Here is a 14,959-nt window from a genome sequence, read left to right as displayed (position 1 = left end):
CAGAATCCGCGCCCATAGATTTAATGTCTACTAGCTGAAAAGCCTGATATACCCAGTGAAGTGGAAGATGTGACTTGTTAACAACATAGAATACGGTATCAATGGGGAAGCAATCCTCTTCCACCCAATACAGCGAGCCGACCGTGCCTTTTCTCCCGACAATAACACTCGGCCCCTAGACTAGATGGGTGTTGTGGTATCCCGATAAACCGCCGGAACCATAAACAGGCACATTTCCTTCCTTACGCTTGGTTGCTGGTAAAGATTTCCCATAGGCGAGTTCGATTAAAGAGCCGATGGGATTTACTTCCCACCCCTCCGGCACCCACCCCATTTCCTCCGTCAGCACAAACCGGTCCGGGAACTGCTGGCGGATGTGGTCGGGCAGGGGCTTGCGCTGGTCGCCGAGGGCGGTTCTGGCGTCGGCGCGGGCTTTGAGTTCCTCGGGGATGGGGTTGCCGGCGGCCAGGGCGTTGTCGATCACCGGGTCGAAGTCCACGAACCAGCTTTTGAACAGGGCCTGGGCCATGGATTCGAGGGTGGTGTTGATTTGGTGGTTCAGGGAGATTTTTTCGTCCAGTCCGCTAAGGAGTGCGGCGATTTGTCTTTGCGAAGTCAAGTCTGGCAGAGGTATAGGGAGAGTCTTCAACGTCGCAATGTTGGTATATCCTTGAACGGATCCCCCCTTGTAGGCTGCGACCGTTCGCTTGAAAGTTTCGCTGGTGATTACGTAGTAGAGAAAATCTGAATCTAGAATATCTGGATTTGGTCGCAGGATGGCAACGGAGCTGGAGATTCCAAAATAATCATCATGCCTATAGCGGTAAGCATTCCCGAATGTTCCGATTATTCCGGTTAGAACATCACCATTGCGCAATCTCCGCTGGGATTTTTTGGTATCAGTGAAGAGTCGATTAAAATCCTCCTGGGAGATGTAATCAGCGTTATCGAGCTTAATTTGTCCTTGGCCGAAATTCTTCGAGGTCAGGTAGAGGACACCTCGTTTTTGTCGCTCAACTTTTGCGTGTGCACCATCAGTGATGTAACAGGTTTTCCCCAGTGATGAAGTTGGCCACTCACTGCCCATAACCCAACTCCTCCAAATTCCCCCGGATCACCTTATCCAACTTCTCCCCCTCAGCCATCTGCCGATACAGCATCTGGCTCAGCTCCGCCATCTTCACCTCAAACGGCACGCCGTCATCCTCAATCTCCGCAGCGCCCACGTAGCGGCCGGGGGTGAGCACATAATCATTGGCCTTGATGTCGTCGAGGGTGACGGCTTTGCAGAAGCCCGGCACGTCCTCGTAGTCGCCATCCTTCGCCTCGCCGCGCCAGGCGTGGTAGGTGCGGGCGACGTGGGCAACATCGTCTGGGGTGAGTTCCTTGTGCACGCGGCTGATCATGCTGCCCATGTTGCGGGCGTCGATGAACAGGGTTTCGCCTTCCCGGTTGCGGTGGTTGCTGTCGCTGTGGCCGGGGATAGTCTGGGCCTTTTTGTTTTTGGTGAGGAACCACAGGCACACGGGTATCTGGGTGGTGTAGAACAACTGGCCGGGCAGGGCGATCATGCAGTCCACCAGGTCGTTCTCGATGATCTTCTGGCGGATGGCGCCTTCGCCCTTGGTGTTGGTGGACATGGAGCCGTTGGCCATCACGAACCCGGCGGTGCCGTGTTCGGACAGTTTGGCAATCATGTGCAGAATCCAGGCGTAGTTGGCGTTGCCGGTGGGCGGTACCTCATAGCCGGCCCAGCGGGGGTCGTCGGTGAGTTCGTCGCTTGCGCGCCACTGGTCCATGTTGAAGGGCGGGTTGGCCATGATGAAGTCCGCCTTCAGGTCCGGGTGCTGGTCCTTGAAGAAGCTGTCTGCGGGCACATCCCCCAGGTTGCCGGCAATGCCACGAATGGCGAGGTTCATCTTGGCCAGTTTGTAGGTGGTGGCGGTGTACTCCTGGCCGTAGATGGAGATGTCTTTCTGGTTGCCCTGGTGGCTTTCCACGAACTTGATGGACTGCACGAACATGCCGCCGGAACCACAACACGGATCGTAGATCTTGCCCTGGAACGGCTCGATCATTTCGGCCAGCAGGTTGACGATGCACTTGGGAGTGTAGAACTCGCCGCCGCCCTTGCCTTCGGTGGCGGCGAACTTGCCGAGGAAGTATTCGTACACCCGGCCGACGACGTCCTGCTCCCGGTCTTCCACCGTGTCGATGTTGTCGATGGAATCAATCAGCGCCGCCAGTTTGCTGGCGTCGATGCCCAGGCGGGAGAAATAGTTGTCCGGCAGGGCACCGCGCAGGGATTTGTTGGTTTTCTCGATGGTGGACAGCGCCGTATCGATCTTCAGGGCGATGTCGTCCTGCTTGGCGTTCTTCTGGATAAAATTCCAGCGCGCTTCCGGCGGCAGGTAGAACACGTTTTTCATGGCGTAGAACTCCACCATGTCCACGTAGCTGCCCTGGCCTTCATCAATCAGCGCCTGTTTGCGCTCCTCGAATTTGTCGCTGACAAATTTCAGGAAGATCAGGCTGAGTACTACGTGCTTGTACTCGGAGGATTCCACCGTGCCGCGCAGTTTGTCGGCGGTATCCCAGAGGGTTTGTTCGAAGCTTTTGGTGGTTTTTTTACTTGGGGCTTTGGCCATGGAGAATACTGCATCCTGTGCCGGCGGTGACACTGCGGGCCGCCGGTTGGTTGATCGGTTTGGAGGGCATTGTTGCGGTTTGGCGGAAGGCATTCAAGAAAAAGCCCCCGGTTTCGGGGGCTGCGTTTTACTCAGTGCGCCAACACCCGGCTCAGGAACGCCTGGGTGCGTTCGTTCTGCGGGTTGTCGAACACATCCGCCGGCTTGCCTTCCTCGACAATCTTGCCTTCGTGGATGTAGATCACCCGGTCGGCCACTTCCCGGGCGAAGCCCATTTCGTGGGTGACCACCATCATGGTCATGCCTTCCTTGGCCAGTTCCCGCATGACGTCCAGCACTTCGCCGATCATTTCCGGGTCCAGGGCGGAGGTGGGTTCGTCGAACAACATCAGCCGCGGTTCCATGGCCAGGGAACGGGCGATGGCCACCCGCTGCTGCTGGCCACCGGACAGCTGGCTGGGGTATTTGTCCGCCTGATTACCGATACCCACGCGGTTAAGCAGCCGTTCGGCGGTAGCGTTGGCGATCACTTCCGGTTCTTGTTTGACCTTCATGGGGGCCAGCATGATGTTCTTTTTCACCGTCAGGTGTGGGAACAGGTTGAACTGCTGGAATACCATTCCCACTTCCTTGCGGATGGTAAACAGAGTCTGCTGGTCAGTGCCGTTGGTGGCCATAGGTTGGCCGTCCACTTCCAGGGTGCCACCCTGAAACGGCTCCAGGCCATTGATGCAGCGAATGAGGGTGGATTTCCCCGAGCCGCTGGCGCCGATAATGACCACTACTTCGCCCTGGGTCACCGTGAGATCGACTTCTTTCAGCACATGGAGGTCGCCGAAGTATTTGTTCAGCCCGGCCATGCGCACAATCGGGGTTTCCGATATTGGGTTTTCTGGGGTTTTTGACATGAGCCTTGCTCTCCTCAGACCGAAACCAGCCCGCGCCGCTCAATAACGCGAAGCAGCAGCGACAGGGACAGGGTTATCATCAGGTAAAGCACCGCAATGGCAAAGTAGACTTCGAAGGCGGTGAAGGTGTTGGCAATGTAGACCTGGCCCTGCCGTACCAGTTCACCCACCCCGATGACGGAGAACAGGGAGGTGTCCTTGATGCTGACAATGGCCTGGTTACCCAGCGGTGGAATCATGCGCCGGAACGCCTGGGGCCAGACAATGCTCCAGAAGGTCTGCCTGCGGGAGAGGCCAAGGGACAGGCCTGCCTCGGTCTGGCCGCGGTCGATGGACTGGACGCCACCCCGGACCACTTCCGAAATATAGGCGCCTGAGTTGAGCGCGATTGCCGCGATGCCGGCCACCAGGGGGTTTACGGAGGTGCCGATGATGTCCGGCAGGCCGTAGAAGATAAACAGTACCTGTACCAGTATGGGGGTGCCGCGGAAAATCTCGATATAGGCGGTGGCCGGCCAGCTCAGAAGGCGGTTTTTGTTGATGCTGAGGAGTCCAAAGATAATGCCCAGGACAAACCCGATGGCGAGGCCGCCGAAGGAGATCATTAGTGTGTAGGGAAGCCCTTCCAGCAGGTGGGGAATCGACTTGAACATCGCTTCCCAGTCAAACTCGAATTCAAACTCCACGGTGGAATCTCCGTTTAAGAAGGACAGAAAAACGCCAGCGAGCGTCTTGACCGCTGGCTGGCGTCGTTGGTTCGGGTAGTGACGGCTTAATCAGCCTTTTCGCCGAACCACTCCTCGTGGATTTCGTCGTAGGTGCCGTCGTCCTTCATCTCCTTGAGGGCTTCGTTGACTTTTTCTACCCATTCGCTGCCCTCCTTGAGTGCGATACCGTACTGTTGGCCCTCGTACAGGTCACCAACGGTTTTCACCCTGCCTTCACCCTTGGTGCTGGCGAAATAGCCGACGTTGGGGGCATCGTAGAACACCGCGTCCACACTGCCGGACATCAGCGCCATGTACATGTCTGAGCTGCCCGGATACGGCGTGACGTCATCATTCTCTTCCAGATTCTTTTTCAGGTAGTCGTAGCTGGTGCTACCGGTCTTGGTGCCGACCTTCTTGCCCTCGAGGTCGTCGAATTCCTTGATGTCGTCATTATCCTTGCTCACCAGGATGCGCAGACCAGAATCGTAGTAGGGGTCGGAGAAATCGACGACTTCCTCGCGCTTCTCGGTGATGGTGATGCCCGCAATGGCCAGGTCGACGTTGCCACTCTGTAGGGCGGGGATGATGCCGTTGAAATCCATGGTCTTGAGGTCGTACTCGAAGCCGGCACGCTCGGCGACCTCTGCCAGGATATCCATGTCAAAACCAACCATTTCCCCTTCGTCATTCTGCATTTCAAACGGAACGAAACTGGGATCGGTGACTGCCTTGAGAGTTTCGGCCTGGAGGCCGGTACTGGCGACAGATACAACGAGAGCGGTACCAAGTGTTTTAAACCATGAGGTTTTCATACAGTCTCCTATACTGTGATTTATACTTGCAACGTCTCTGACTATAGACCATCACGGCATAATTTCATCAAAACGAAATCTTGTCCCGGTTGTCCAGCCCGAGATTGTGCCAGATCCGCAGGCTGGGCTCTGCCTGGTTGAGGGTGTAGAAATGCAGCCCCGGGGCACCAGATGCCAGTAGCCGTTCGCACATTTCAGAGACCACTTCCTCGCCAAATTTCCGGATACTGTCGCTGTCATCGCCGTAGGCTTCCAGCTGTTTGCGGATCCAGCGGGGGATTTCCGCGCCGCACATATCCGAGAAGCGGGTCAGGTTGGAGAAGTTGACGATGGGCATGATGCCCGGCACCACCGGAATGGTAACGCCCATCTTTTCCAGCCGGTCAATAAAGTAGAAGTAGCTGTCCGCATTGAAGAAGTACTGGGTGATGGCGCTGTTGGCGCCGGCTTCCACCTTGCGGGCGAAGTTCTTCAGATCGTCTTCGGCAGTGCGGGCTTGCGGATGAAACTCCGGGTAGGCCGCCACTTCAAGGTTGAAGGTATCGCCGCTGTGCTCGCGGATGAAGCTCACCAACTCATTGGCATAGCGCAGCTCACCGGCGGCCCCCATACCTGAAGGCATGTCCCCCCGCAGGGCAACGATCCGATTGACCCCGTTTTCACGATAAATATCCAGCAGTTCCGCAATGCCGTCGCGGGTGGCTCCCACGCAGGACAGGTGCGGCGCAGTGGATACACCCCGTTTGTGCAGGTCCAGCACCGTCTGCACGGTGCGGTCCCGGGTGGAGCCGCCGGCACCGAAGGTGACCGAGAAAAAATCCGGATCAACCTCCGCCAGCTGATTCCGCACGCCCTGCAACTTCTCCCAGCCCTTGTCGGTCTTGGGCGGGAAAAACTCAAAGCTGAAGCGGCGTTTGAACTGTTTCTGGGTTTCCATTCTGCTACCTGATCAGTACTTGTAGGTTTCAGGTTTGTACGGGCCTTCGACCGGTACACCAATGTATTTCGCCTGCTCCGGGGTCATTTTGGTGATCACGCCACCAAAACCTTCCACCATGGCGCGGGCGACTTCCTCGTCCAGCTCCTTCGGCAGCACCTGAACATAGACACCCTTGGCGCGCGCATCTTCCGGAAGGTCTGCAAACTTGCGCTCGAAAAGATACATCTGCGCCAGCACCTGGTTGGCGAAGGAGCCGTCCATGATCCGTGAGGGGTGGCCGGTGGCGTTACCTAGATTCACCAGGCGGCCTTCGGAGAGCAGGATCAGGTGGTCGTTGGTGGCCTTGTCGCGGTACACCACGTGCACCTGCGGCTTGACCTCGTCCCATTCCCAGTTCTTGCGCATGAAGGCGGTGTCGATTTCGTTATCGAAGTGGCCGATATTGCACACAACGGCACCACTCTTGAGCGCCTTGAGCATGTTGGCGTCACATACATTCATGTTGCCGGTGGTAGTGACCAGCAGGTCGGTGGTCTGCAGCAGCGCCTTGTCGACGCCCGCTTCGGTACCGGTGTTCACGCCGTCGATATAGGGAGACACCACCTCGAAACCGTCCATGCAGGCCTGCATGGCACAGATCGGATCCGCTTCGGTAACCTTCACGATCATGCCTTCCTGGCGCAGGGAAGCCGCAGAGCCCTTGCCCACGTCGCCGTAACCGATGACCAGGGCTTTCTTGCCGGCCATCAGGTGGTCGGTGCCACGCTTGATGGCGTCGTTCAGGCTGTGGCGACAACCATACTTGTTGTCGTTCTTGGCCTTGGTGACGGCATCGTTCACGTTGATGGCCGGAACCTTCAGCTTGCCGTCCCGCAGCATTTCCTGCAGGCGATGCACGCCGGTGGTGGTTTCCTCGGTTACGCCGTGGCAGTTGGCCAGGACTTCCGGATACTTCTCATGGAGCAGCGCCGTCAGGTCGCCGCCGTCATCCAGAATCATGTTGGGTTCCCAGCCGTCCACGTCGGCACCTACGGTGCGTTCCAGACACCAATCGTATTCCTCGTCGGTTTCGCCTTTCCAGGCGAACACGGGAATGCCCTGCGCAGCGATGGCAGCGGCGGCCTGGTCCTGGGTGGAGAAGATGTTGCACGAAGACCAGCGCACGTTGGCGCCCAGTTCGATGAGTGTTTCAATCAGCACGGCGGTCTGTATCGTCATGTGGATACAGCCCATGATGTTGGCGCCTTTCAGGGGCTGCTCGCCCTTGTACTTATCGCGGAGCTTCATCAGCGCGGGCATTTCGCCTTCGGCAATGCTGATTTCCTTGCGGCCCCAGTCAGCGAGTGAAATATCACGGACTTTGTAGTCATCGAAGTTTTTCAGTTTTTCTGCCGGAGTGCTCATGGTGTTCTCCCGTTTTTTGAACTTTCGGCCTGGGAGTTATCGTCCCTTGCCTCTGAATTTTGGTGCGTCGGCGGTGGGGGGATTCTCTCCCCGGAAACGCTACGAGCACATCCATGTGCGCTTGGGGTCGGCCATCCATGGCCTCCCACATTCCGGGGAGAGAATCCCCCCACCGCCTCGTTAAAATTTTGGTGATGGCCGTCTCTTGTACGACCAAGGCCCTTAATTTGGCCTTTAAAAATTGTCTCCATCGAAATCAGTGCCTGGAGACACAAAAGGTCCATTTCGCTTGTTTCGAAAAGCCCGCACCACAATGCGAAGCGGTGGTGAGGTAACCCTTTCATGGACTGTGGGAGGCCAAGGATGGCCGACCCCAAGCGCACACGGACGTGCTTGTAGCGTGTCCATGAAAGGGTTATCTCAGCACCGCCACCCCCAATCGTGGCGGGCTAACCCAAGCCCAAGCCCAAGCCAAGGCCCAAATCAAATACCAGCAGCATCCTTAAGAAGGTCTGCCCGGTCCGTCTTCTCCCATGGGAACGAGGTAAACGTTTTACCGCCAACGGTCATCTCAACCGGCTCGCGGCCGAAGTGGCCGTAGGCCGCAGTAGCCCGGTACATCGGGTGCAGCAGGTCCAGCATGTTGGTGATCGCGTACGGACGCAGGTCGAAATGCTCGCGGACCAGCTGGATGATCTTGTCGTCGCTGATCTTGCCAGTGCCGAACGTGTTCAGAGAAATCGACGTCGGCTGCGCCACGCCGATGGCGTAGGACACCTGGATCTCGCACTTGTCGGCAAGGCCGGCAGCGACGATGTTTTTGGCCACATAACGGCCGGCGTAGGCCGCTGAACGATCAACCTTGGACGGGTCCTTGCCGGAGAATGCACCACCGCCGTGGCGGGCCATGCCGCCGTAGGTGTCGACAATGATCTTGCGGCCGGTCAGGCCACAGTCGCCAACCGGGCCGCCGATGACGAACTTGCCGGTGGGGTTGATGTGGAACTGGGTGTCCTTGTGCAACAGTTCCGCCGGCAGGGCGTGTTTGACAATCAGTTCCATCACCGCTTCTTTCAGGTCCGCCTGGGACACGTCTTCATCATGCTGGGTAGACAGTACCACTGCGTCGATGCCGGAAACCTGGCCGTTCTCGTAGCGGCAGGTGACCTGGCTTTTCGCATCCGGGCGCAGCCAGGGCAGCAGGCCGCTCTTGCGGGCTTCGGCCTGGCGCTGGACTAGGCGGTGCGAAAAGGTGATCGGTGCCGGCATGAGTACGTCGGTTTCGTTGCTGGCGTAGCCGAACATCAGGCCCTGGTCGCCTGCGCCCTGGTCCTCCGGCTTCTGGCGGTCAACGCCCTGGGCAATGTCAACGGATTGCTTGCCGATGATGTTGATAATGCCGCAGGTGTCGCCGTCGTAGCCGACGGTAGAGGAGGTGTAGCCAATGTCCTTGATCACGCCACGAACCAGGTCTTCCAGGTCAACCCAGGCGCTGGTGGTGATTTCACCGCCAACGATGGCAACACCGGTTTTTACCATGGTTTCACAGGCAACCCGCGCATGGGGGTCGTCCACGAGGATGGCATCGAGTACGGCATCGGAAATCTGGTCTGCCAGTTTGTCAGGATGGCCTTCTGAGACCGATTCGGAAGTAAAGATGCTGTAATCAGACATAGGGTTGCTCCTCTGTGAGCGTTGCAAATTCGCGCCAGCGGTGGATCTTCTGTTACGGCCGGCTGTGTTTGTGTGGATATCCTAAATCAGTTTTCCGAGTGTGCATAATTCTATATCAAAAAAAATTGATACAGTTTTGATTTCCGCCTTCAGGCGGGCTCGGGGTTCTTCCAGAATTCTCTTACCTGCACCTGGAACCCGTTACGCAGGCCGATAAACAGGGACTCGCCAGGGGTCAGCCCGGCCTCCGTTGCCCAGTTGGTCAGTTCTTCCGGTTCAAAGCCCAGCCAAAGGTCGCCGCAGTTTTCCTTGGCCCAGTCCTGGTCATGGCTGCACAGGTCGCTGATGACCAGGCAGGCCCCGGTGCTCATCAGGGCCGACGCGTCCAGGAAGATGTCCGCAGGGCTGGGTACGTGGTGCAGAACCATGTTTGCCACCACCAGGTCGAAGTCGTCACCCCGTGCCAGCAGGTTGTCGGTGACCCCTTCTATCAGGTCGACGTTGTTCAGGCGTTCGTCGATGCAGGTGCGTGTGGCCTTGGCCAGCATGTCGCGGGAGTTGTCCAGCGCCACCACGTGCTCACAGATATCCGCGAGTACCGGCAGGAAGGCGCCTTCCCCCGGCCCGATTTCCAGGGCGGTTTTCCAGGTGTGGCGGATCGAGCGGTTGCGGATCAGGTCGGCCACCGGCTCTGCATAGAGTTCAAATGCTGCAATCAGCTCCTGCTGCTCGCGGAATTTCTCGGCGTAGCGGGCGAAAAACGCCTGTGACTGGTCGGCGCGCTGGTTGCGGATGGCCTCGATCTTCACCTGCAGGTGTTCCGGCAGGGGAATGCGGTCCACGGTTTCAAACACCTGCCGGATGGTCTGGTCCGTGAGCTTGTCGCTTTCCAGGTTCAGGGGACGCCGGTAGAAGATGGCGTTGCCCTCGCGCTGGGGTTCCAGCAGCCCGGCCCTGTGCATCACTTTCAGGTGATGGCTCATGCCGGACTGGCGCATATCGAAAAGCTGGCTCAGTTCCAGTACGCCGAAAGTGTCCCGGCGCAACACACGCAATATCTCCAGGCGCAGAGGGTCACCGCTTGCCTTGAAGATCGGTGCCAGTGCGTCCACGGAGGGAAGCTCGTTGGTATGCGTGGTCATGGATGTCATGGGGAGAAGTTTAGGGATCTCCGGTCGCGCAATCAATATCTATATCAAAAAAAATTGATATAGAGTTGGATCTGTTTGAAAAGTCAGGCGAAATAACCGCCATAAAAACCTGTCGCAGGAAACAGGAGAAAAAAGAACGTCGCCGATTTGCCCCGGTGGTCACTAATCGGCGAAAATACGCGCCTTCTTTTTTAGTGTTCACCTTTTTGCCGACCAAAACTGGAGAAAACGTCAATGCCGTCTCGCACAGATCTCGCCAACGCCATTCGCGCGCTGAGCATGGATGCGGTTCAGAAAGCCAAATCCGGCCACCCGGGCGCGCCCATGGGTATGGCGGACATCGCCGAGGTTCTATGGAATGATTTCCTCAGACACAACCCCGCCAACCCCAAGTGGGCCAACCGCGACCGGTTTGTGCTGTCCAATGGCCATGGCTCCATGTTGCAGTATTCCCTGCTGCACCTGAGCGGTTACGACGTTTCCATCGACGACATCAAGAACTTCCGTCAGTTGCACTCCAAAACCCCGGGCCACCCTGAGTACGGTTATACCCCCGGCGTTGAAACCACCACCGGCCCGCTGGGTCAGGGCATCGCCAATGCGGTTGGTTTTGCGCTGGCGGAGAAGACTCTGGCCGAGCAGTTCAACCGTCCCGGTCACAACATTGTTGATCACTACACCTATGCCTTCCTGGGTGATGGCTGCCTGATGGAAGGTATCTCCCACGAAGTGTCCTCCCTTGCCGGCACCCTGGGCCTCGGCAAACTGATCATGTTCTATGACGACAACGGCATTTCCATCGACGGTGAAGTGGACGGCTGGTTCACCGACGATACGCCAAAGCGTTTCGAGTCCTATGGCTGGCAGGTGATTCCGGAAGTGGACGGCCATAACCCGGAAGCCGTGCGCGCAGCAATCGAAGCCGGTCGAGCCAACACCACCCAGCCCACACTGATCTGCTGCAAGACCATTATTGGCTTTGGCTCCCCCAACAAGCAGGGCACCGAAGCCTGCCACGGCGCAGCCCTGGGCGAAGACGAAATTGCACTGACCCGCGAAAAACTGGGCTGGAACCACGGCGCCTTCGAGATTCCGTCAGAAATCTACAGCGCCTGGGATGCTCGCGAAAAAGGCGCTGCTGCGCAGTCCGAATGGGAACAGGCCTTCGCCGCCTACGAGAAAGCCGAGCCGGAGCTTGCGGCAGAGTTCAAACGCCGTATGGCCGGCGAACTGCCGGCGGACTTCTCTGAGAAGGCCCAGGCCTACATCCAGGAGTGCCAGGACAAGGGCGAAACCATTGCCAGCCGCAAGGCCTCCCAGAATACTCTGAATGCCTACGGCCCGATGCTGCCGGAACTGCTTGGCGGCTCCGCCGACCTGGCCGGCTCCAACCTCACCATCTGGAATGGCAGCAAGCCGCTGACCAAAGACGACGCCAGTGGCAACTACGTTTACTACGGTGTTCGCGAATTCGGCATGGCTGCCATCATGAATGGCGTAGCCCTGCACGGTGGCCTCGTGCCCTACGGCGCCACCTTCCTGATCTTCATGGAATACTGCCGTAACGCGGTGCGCATGGCGGCACTGATGAAACAGCGCTCCATCTATGTGTTCACCCACGACTCCATTGGTCTGGGCGAAGACGGCCCTACCCACCAGCCCGTCGAGCAGCTGGCCAGCCTGCGCACCACACCTAACATGAGCACCTGGCGCCCGGCGGATGCCGTGGAATCCGCCGTTGCCTGGAAAGCAGCGCTTGAGCGTACCGATGGCCCCACCGCCCTGGTATTTTCACGTCAGGGTCTGCCTCACCAGCAGCGTGACTCAGAGCAACTGGCCAACATCGCCAGGGGCGGTTACATCCTGTCCGACAGCGATGGCACGCCGGACCTGATCCTCATCGCCACCGGCGGCGAAGTAGGGCTGGCCCAGGACGCAGCCACTGCGTTGCGTGAGAAAGGCAACAAGGTACGTGTTGTTTCCATGCCATCCACCGATACCTTCGATGCCCAGAGCGCTGCCTACAAGCAGGAAGTGCTGCCGCTGGAAGTGACCAATCGCGTTGCCATCGAAGCCGCCATCGAAGACTACTGGTACAAGTACGTCGGCCTGGATGGCCGCGTGGTGGGCATGAGCACCTTCGGTGAATCCGCACCGGCGGGCGACCTGTTCAAGGAGTTCGGCTTCACCGTGGACAACATCATTGCCGTAGCTTCGGAGCTGCTGGAAGCCTGATGAGCACTGCTGCACCGTATCGCATCGCCATCAATGGATACGGCCGTATTGGCCAGTGCGTCCTGCGCGCACTTTACGAGAACGGTTTTCGCGATCACCTGCAGGTGGTCGCGATTAACGAGCTGGCGGATATCGATACCATCGCGCACCTGACCCGGTACGATTCCACCCATGGTCGATTCCAGGGTGAGATAGAAGTACAGGGCGATGCCCTGATCGTGAACGGAGATCGCATCCGCGTGGTTCGCAAGGCGGACCCATCGGAGCTGCCCTGGGGCGAACTTGGTATCGACCTGGTGCTGGAATGCTCCGGCGCCTTCACCGATCGCGCCACGGCAGAGCAGCACCTCAAGTCCGGGGCTCAGCGCCTGCTGTTCTCCCAGCCGGCGGAGTCCGATGTGGACCGCACGGTGGTATTCGGCGTGAACCAGGACCAGCTGATCGAGACCGACCGCATTGTTGCTGCAGCCTCCTGCACCACCAACTGCCTGGTGCCGGTTATACGGGTGCTGGACGAGGCTTTCGGCGTAGAGCAGGGCAGCACCACAACCATCCACGCAGCGATGAACGACCAGCCGGTGATTGACGCTTATCACCACCAGGACCTGCGCCGCACCCGCAGTGCACTGCACAACATCGTCCCGGTGGAAACCGGCCTGGCCAGGGGCATTGAACGGCTGTTGCCGCATATGGAGGGCAGGTTCAGCTCCGTGGCCATGCGTGTGCCCACCATGAACGTATCGGCGATCGATATGGTGGTGAACGTTCGCGAACGCACCTCGGTTGAGGCGGTGAATAAACTGTTAAAAGACGCCGCCCACGGCCCATTGAAACGCATTCTGGGCTACACCGACGAGCTGCTGGCCAGCTCCGATTTCAACCACGACGCCCACTCCGGCATCGTGGACGGGGGCCAGACGCGCGTAACCGGCGGCACCATGGTGAAGGTGCTGTGCTGGTTTGATAACGAGTGGGGGTTTGCCAACCGGATGCTGGATGTCAGCCGTTGCTGGTTGGAAAAAACCAGTGGCTGATTGTCGGATTACGGCTTCGCCTAATCCGACCTACGGTACGTCGATTAGAGCGCAGTTTGTAGGTCGGGTTAGGCGAAGCCGTAACCCGACACCCAGACCCGATTCAAGTGCACAAGATCTGAACAAGGGAAGAATATAATGGCTATCAAACGAATGACCGATCTGAACCTCGCAGGCAAGCGAGTACTGATTCGTGAAGATCTGAACGTACCGGTAAAGAACGGCAAAGTCTCCAGCGACGCCCGCATCCGCGCCTCCCTGCCCACCATCAAGGCAGCCAAGGACGCCGGTGCCAAAGTGATGCTGATGTCACACCTGGGCCGTCCGGAAGAAGGTGTTTATGACGAAGCCTCCTCCATGAAGCCGGTAGCAGACCACCTCAGCAAGGTGCTGGGTGAAGAAGTACGCCTGATTACCGATTATCTGGACGGCGTTGAAGTGGCCGACGGCGAAGTGGTCCTGTTTGAAAACGTACGCTTCAACAAGGGCGAAAAGAAAGACGACGAAGCCCTTTCCAGAAAGTACGCCGCCCTGTGCGATGTGTACGTGATGGACGCCTTCGGCACCGCCCACCGCGCCCAGGCCTCCACCCACGGTGTCGCCCGCTTTGCCCCTGAAGCCTGCGCCGGCCCGCTGCTGGCGGCGGAACTGGAAGCACTCGGCAAGGCACTGGATAACCCGGCCAAGCCGGTGGTCGCCATCGTCGGCGGCTCCAAGGTCTCCACCAAGCTGGACGTTCTGAACGCCCTGGAAAAAGTCTGCGACTCCATCATTGTCGGTGGCGGCATCGCCAACACCTTCCTGGCAGCGGCCGGCCATCCCGTTGGCAAGTCCCTGTGCGAGCACGACCTGATCGAAACCGCCCGGGAAATCGCCTCCCGTGTTGAAATCCCGCTGCCGGTTGATGTGGTCGTTGCCAGTGAGTTTGCGGAAACCGCTGAAGCGACGGTTAAGAACATCGACGACGTCACCGAAGACGACATGATTCTGGATGTGGGCCCTGAAACCGCCTCCAAATTCGCCGGTCTGCTGAAGTCCTCCAAAACCATCCTGTGGAACGGCCCGGTCGGCGTGTTCGAGTTCGATCAGTTTGGCAACGGCACCAAAGCCCTGGCCCATGCCATCGCCGAAAGCGAGGCTTTCTCACTGGCCGGTGGTGGTGATACCGTCGCCGCCGTTGACAAGTACGGTGTGAGTGACAAAATCTCGTACATCTCTACCGGTGGCGGTGCTTTCCTCGAGTTTGTGGAAGGCAAAACACTGCCAGCTGTTGCTGTACTTGAAGAGCGTGGCGCATAGCACACAACTTCGAATCGCAAGGAGGGCCGAGAAGCTCTTCCGGGACCGTAAAAAACATGGATGTTTTTTACGAGCCTACAGGGACGTATTTACGGCGTGTCCCGGAAGAGCTTCTCGGCCCTCCGCAGCAGACTCCAAACACAG

General features: G+C 58.2%; 12 protein-coding genes. 3 read left to right on the top strand and 9 right to left on the bottom strand.

The genetic code is table 11. The annotated features are described in order from the left end of the window. Nucleotides 1-175: 175 nt before the first annotated feature. The 9 genes from HLUCCO03_RS11975 to HLUCCO03_RS11935 form a co-directional block, all read right to left on the bottom strand. Entirely contained in the window at nt 176-1,087 is a 912-nt protein-coding gene (locus HLUCCO03_RS11975; protein WP_051603921.1) for a restriction endonuclease subunit S, read from the bottom strand. Next, a complete protein-coding gene (locus tag HLUCCO03_RS11970) occupies nt 1,077-2,648 on the bottom strand; it encodes a class I SAM-dependent DNA methyltransferase (RefSeq protein WP_027833023.1) in 1,572 nt (523 codons plus the stop codon). Before HLUCCO03_RS11970 ends, HLUCCO03_RS11975 begins: the two co-directional genes overlap by 11 nt. A 131-nt stretch (nt 2,649-2,779) precedes the next feature. Next, entirely contained in the window at nt 2,780-3,556 is a 777-nt protein-coding gene (locus tag HLUCCO03_RS11965; protein WP_036197680.1) for an amino acid ABC transporter ATP-binding protein, read from the bottom strand. Nucleotides 3,557-3,570: 14 nt separating this feature from the next. Further along, entirely contained in the window at nt 3,571-4,242 is a 672-nt protein-coding gene (locus HLUCCO03_RS11960; protein WP_027833021.1) for an amino acid ABC transporter permease, read from the bottom strand. A gap of 86 nt (nt 4,243-4,328) precedes the next feature. Next, the gene (locus HLUCCO03_RS11955) at nt 4,329-5,078 is read right to left on the bottom strand and encodes a transporter substrate-binding domain-containing protein (RefSeq protein ID WP_027833020.1); all 750 of its coding nucleotides are present in this window, start codon (nt 5,076-5,078) and stop codon (nt 4,329-4,331) included. 67 nt (nt 5,079-5,145) lie between these two features. After that, entirely contained in the window at nt 5,146-6,015 is an 870-nt protein-coding gene (metF, locus tag HLUCCO03_RS11950) for a methylenetetrahydrofolate reductase [NAD(P)H] (RefSeq protein WP_027833019.1), read from the bottom strand. Between the two features lie 12 nt (nt 6,016-6,027). Further along, nucleotides 6,028-7,422 (bottom strand): adenosylhomocysteinase, encoded by a 1,395-nt coding sequence (gene ahcY / locus HLUCCO03_RS11945; protein WP_027833018.1) that lies wholly within the window; start codon nt 7,420-7,422, stop codon nt 6,028-6,030. Between the two features lie 483 nt (nt 7,423-7,905). Then, on the bottom strand, nt 7,906-9,096 hold the full coding sequence (gene metK / locus HLUCCO03_RS11940) for a methionine adenosyltransferase (RefSeq protein WP_027833017.1): 1,191 nt from the start codon (nt 9,094-9,096) through the stop codon (nt 7,906-7,908). Nucleotides 9,097-9,245: 149 nt separating this feature from the next. Beyond that, nucleotides 9,246-10,247: a metalloregulator ArsR/SmtB family transcription factor gene (locus tag HLUCCO03_RS11935; protein ID WP_027833016.1), complete on the bottom strand. Its 1,002-nt coding sequence runs from the start codon at nt 10,245-10,247 to the stop codon at nt 9,246-9,248. 234 nt (nt 10,248-10,481) lie between these two features. Between HLUCCO03_RS11935 and tkt the strand changes: the two genes are divergently transcribed. From tkt to HLUCCO03_RS11920, 3 genes are all read left to right on the top strand, one after another. Next, a complete protein-coding gene (gene tkt, locus HLUCCO03_RS11930) occupies nt 10,482-12,482 on the top strand; it encodes a transketolase (protein WP_027833015.1) in 2,001 nt (666 codons plus the stop codon). After that, nucleotides 12,482-13,516 (top strand): type I glyceraldehyde-3-phosphate dehydrogenase, encoded by a 1,035-nt coding sequence (gene gap, locus HLUCCO03_RS11925; protein WP_027833014.1) that lies wholly within the window; start codon nt 12,482-12,484, stop codon nt 13,514-13,516. The genes tkt and gap overlap by 1 nt, the downstream gene beginning before the upstream one ends. Nucleotides 13,517-13,654: 138 nt before the next feature. After that, entirely contained in the window at nt 13,655-14,815 is a 1,161-nt protein-coding gene (locus tag HLUCCO03_RS11920; protein WP_027833013.1) for a phosphoglycerate kinase, read from the top strand. The last annotated feature ends 144 nt before the right edge of the window (nt 14,816-14,959 follow it).

It is taken from the genome of Marinobacter sp. HL-58 (genome assembly GCF_001314605.1).
GTDB lineage: Bacteria > Pseudomonadota > Gammaproteobacteria > Pseudomonadales > Oleiphilaceae > Marinobacter.
The sequence above is the reverse complement of the archived record's forward strand: the minus strand, read 5'-3'. Positions and strand labels throughout refer to the sequence as shown.

Bases quoted from the DNA above. Each gene is read 5' to 3' on its own strand.
- HLUCCO03_RS11955 (WP_027833020.1), bottom strand. From the start codon at position 5,078: ATGAAAACCTCATGGTTTAAAACACTTGGTACCGCTCTCGTTGTATCT.
- metF (WP_027833019.1), bottom strand. From the start codon at position 6,015: ATGGAAACCCAGAAACAGTTCAAACGCCGCTTCAGCTTTGAGTTTTTC.
- gap (WP_027833014.1), top strand. From the start codon at position 12,482: ATGAGCACTGCTGCACCGTATCGCATCGCCATCAATGGATACGGCCGT.
- tkt (WP_027833015.1), top strand. From the start codon at position 10,482: ATGCCGTCTCGCACAGATCTCGCCAACGCCATTCGCGCGCTGAGCATG.
- HLUCCO03_RS11935 (WP_027833016.1), bottom strand. From the start codon at position 10,247: ATGACATCCATGACCACGCATACCAACGAGCTTCCCTCCGTGGACGCA.
- HLUCCO03_RS11975 (WP_051603921.1), bottom strand. From the start codon at position 1,087: ATGGGCAGTGAGTGGCCAACTTCATCACTGGGGAAAACCTGTTACATC.
- ahcY (WP_027833018.1), bottom strand. From the start codon at position 7,422: ATGAGCACTCCGGCAGAAAAACTGAAAAACTTCGATGACTACAAAGTC.
- metK (WP_027833017.1), bottom strand. From the start codon at position 9,096: ATGTCTGATTACAGCATCTTTACTTCCGAATCGGTCTCAGAAGGCCAT.
- HLUCCO03_RS11970 (WP_027833023.1), bottom strand. From the start codon at position 2,648: ATGGCCAAAGCCCCAAGTAAAAAAACCACCAAAAGCTTCGAACAAACC.
- HLUCCO03_RS11920 (WP_027833013.1), top strand. From the start codon at position 13,655: ATGGCTATCAAACGAATGACCGATCTGAACCTCGCAGGCAAGCGAGTA.
- HLUCCO03_RS11965 (WP_036197680.1), bottom strand. From the start codon at position 3,556: ATGTCAAAAACCCCAGAAAACCCAATATCGGAAACCCCGATTGTGCGC.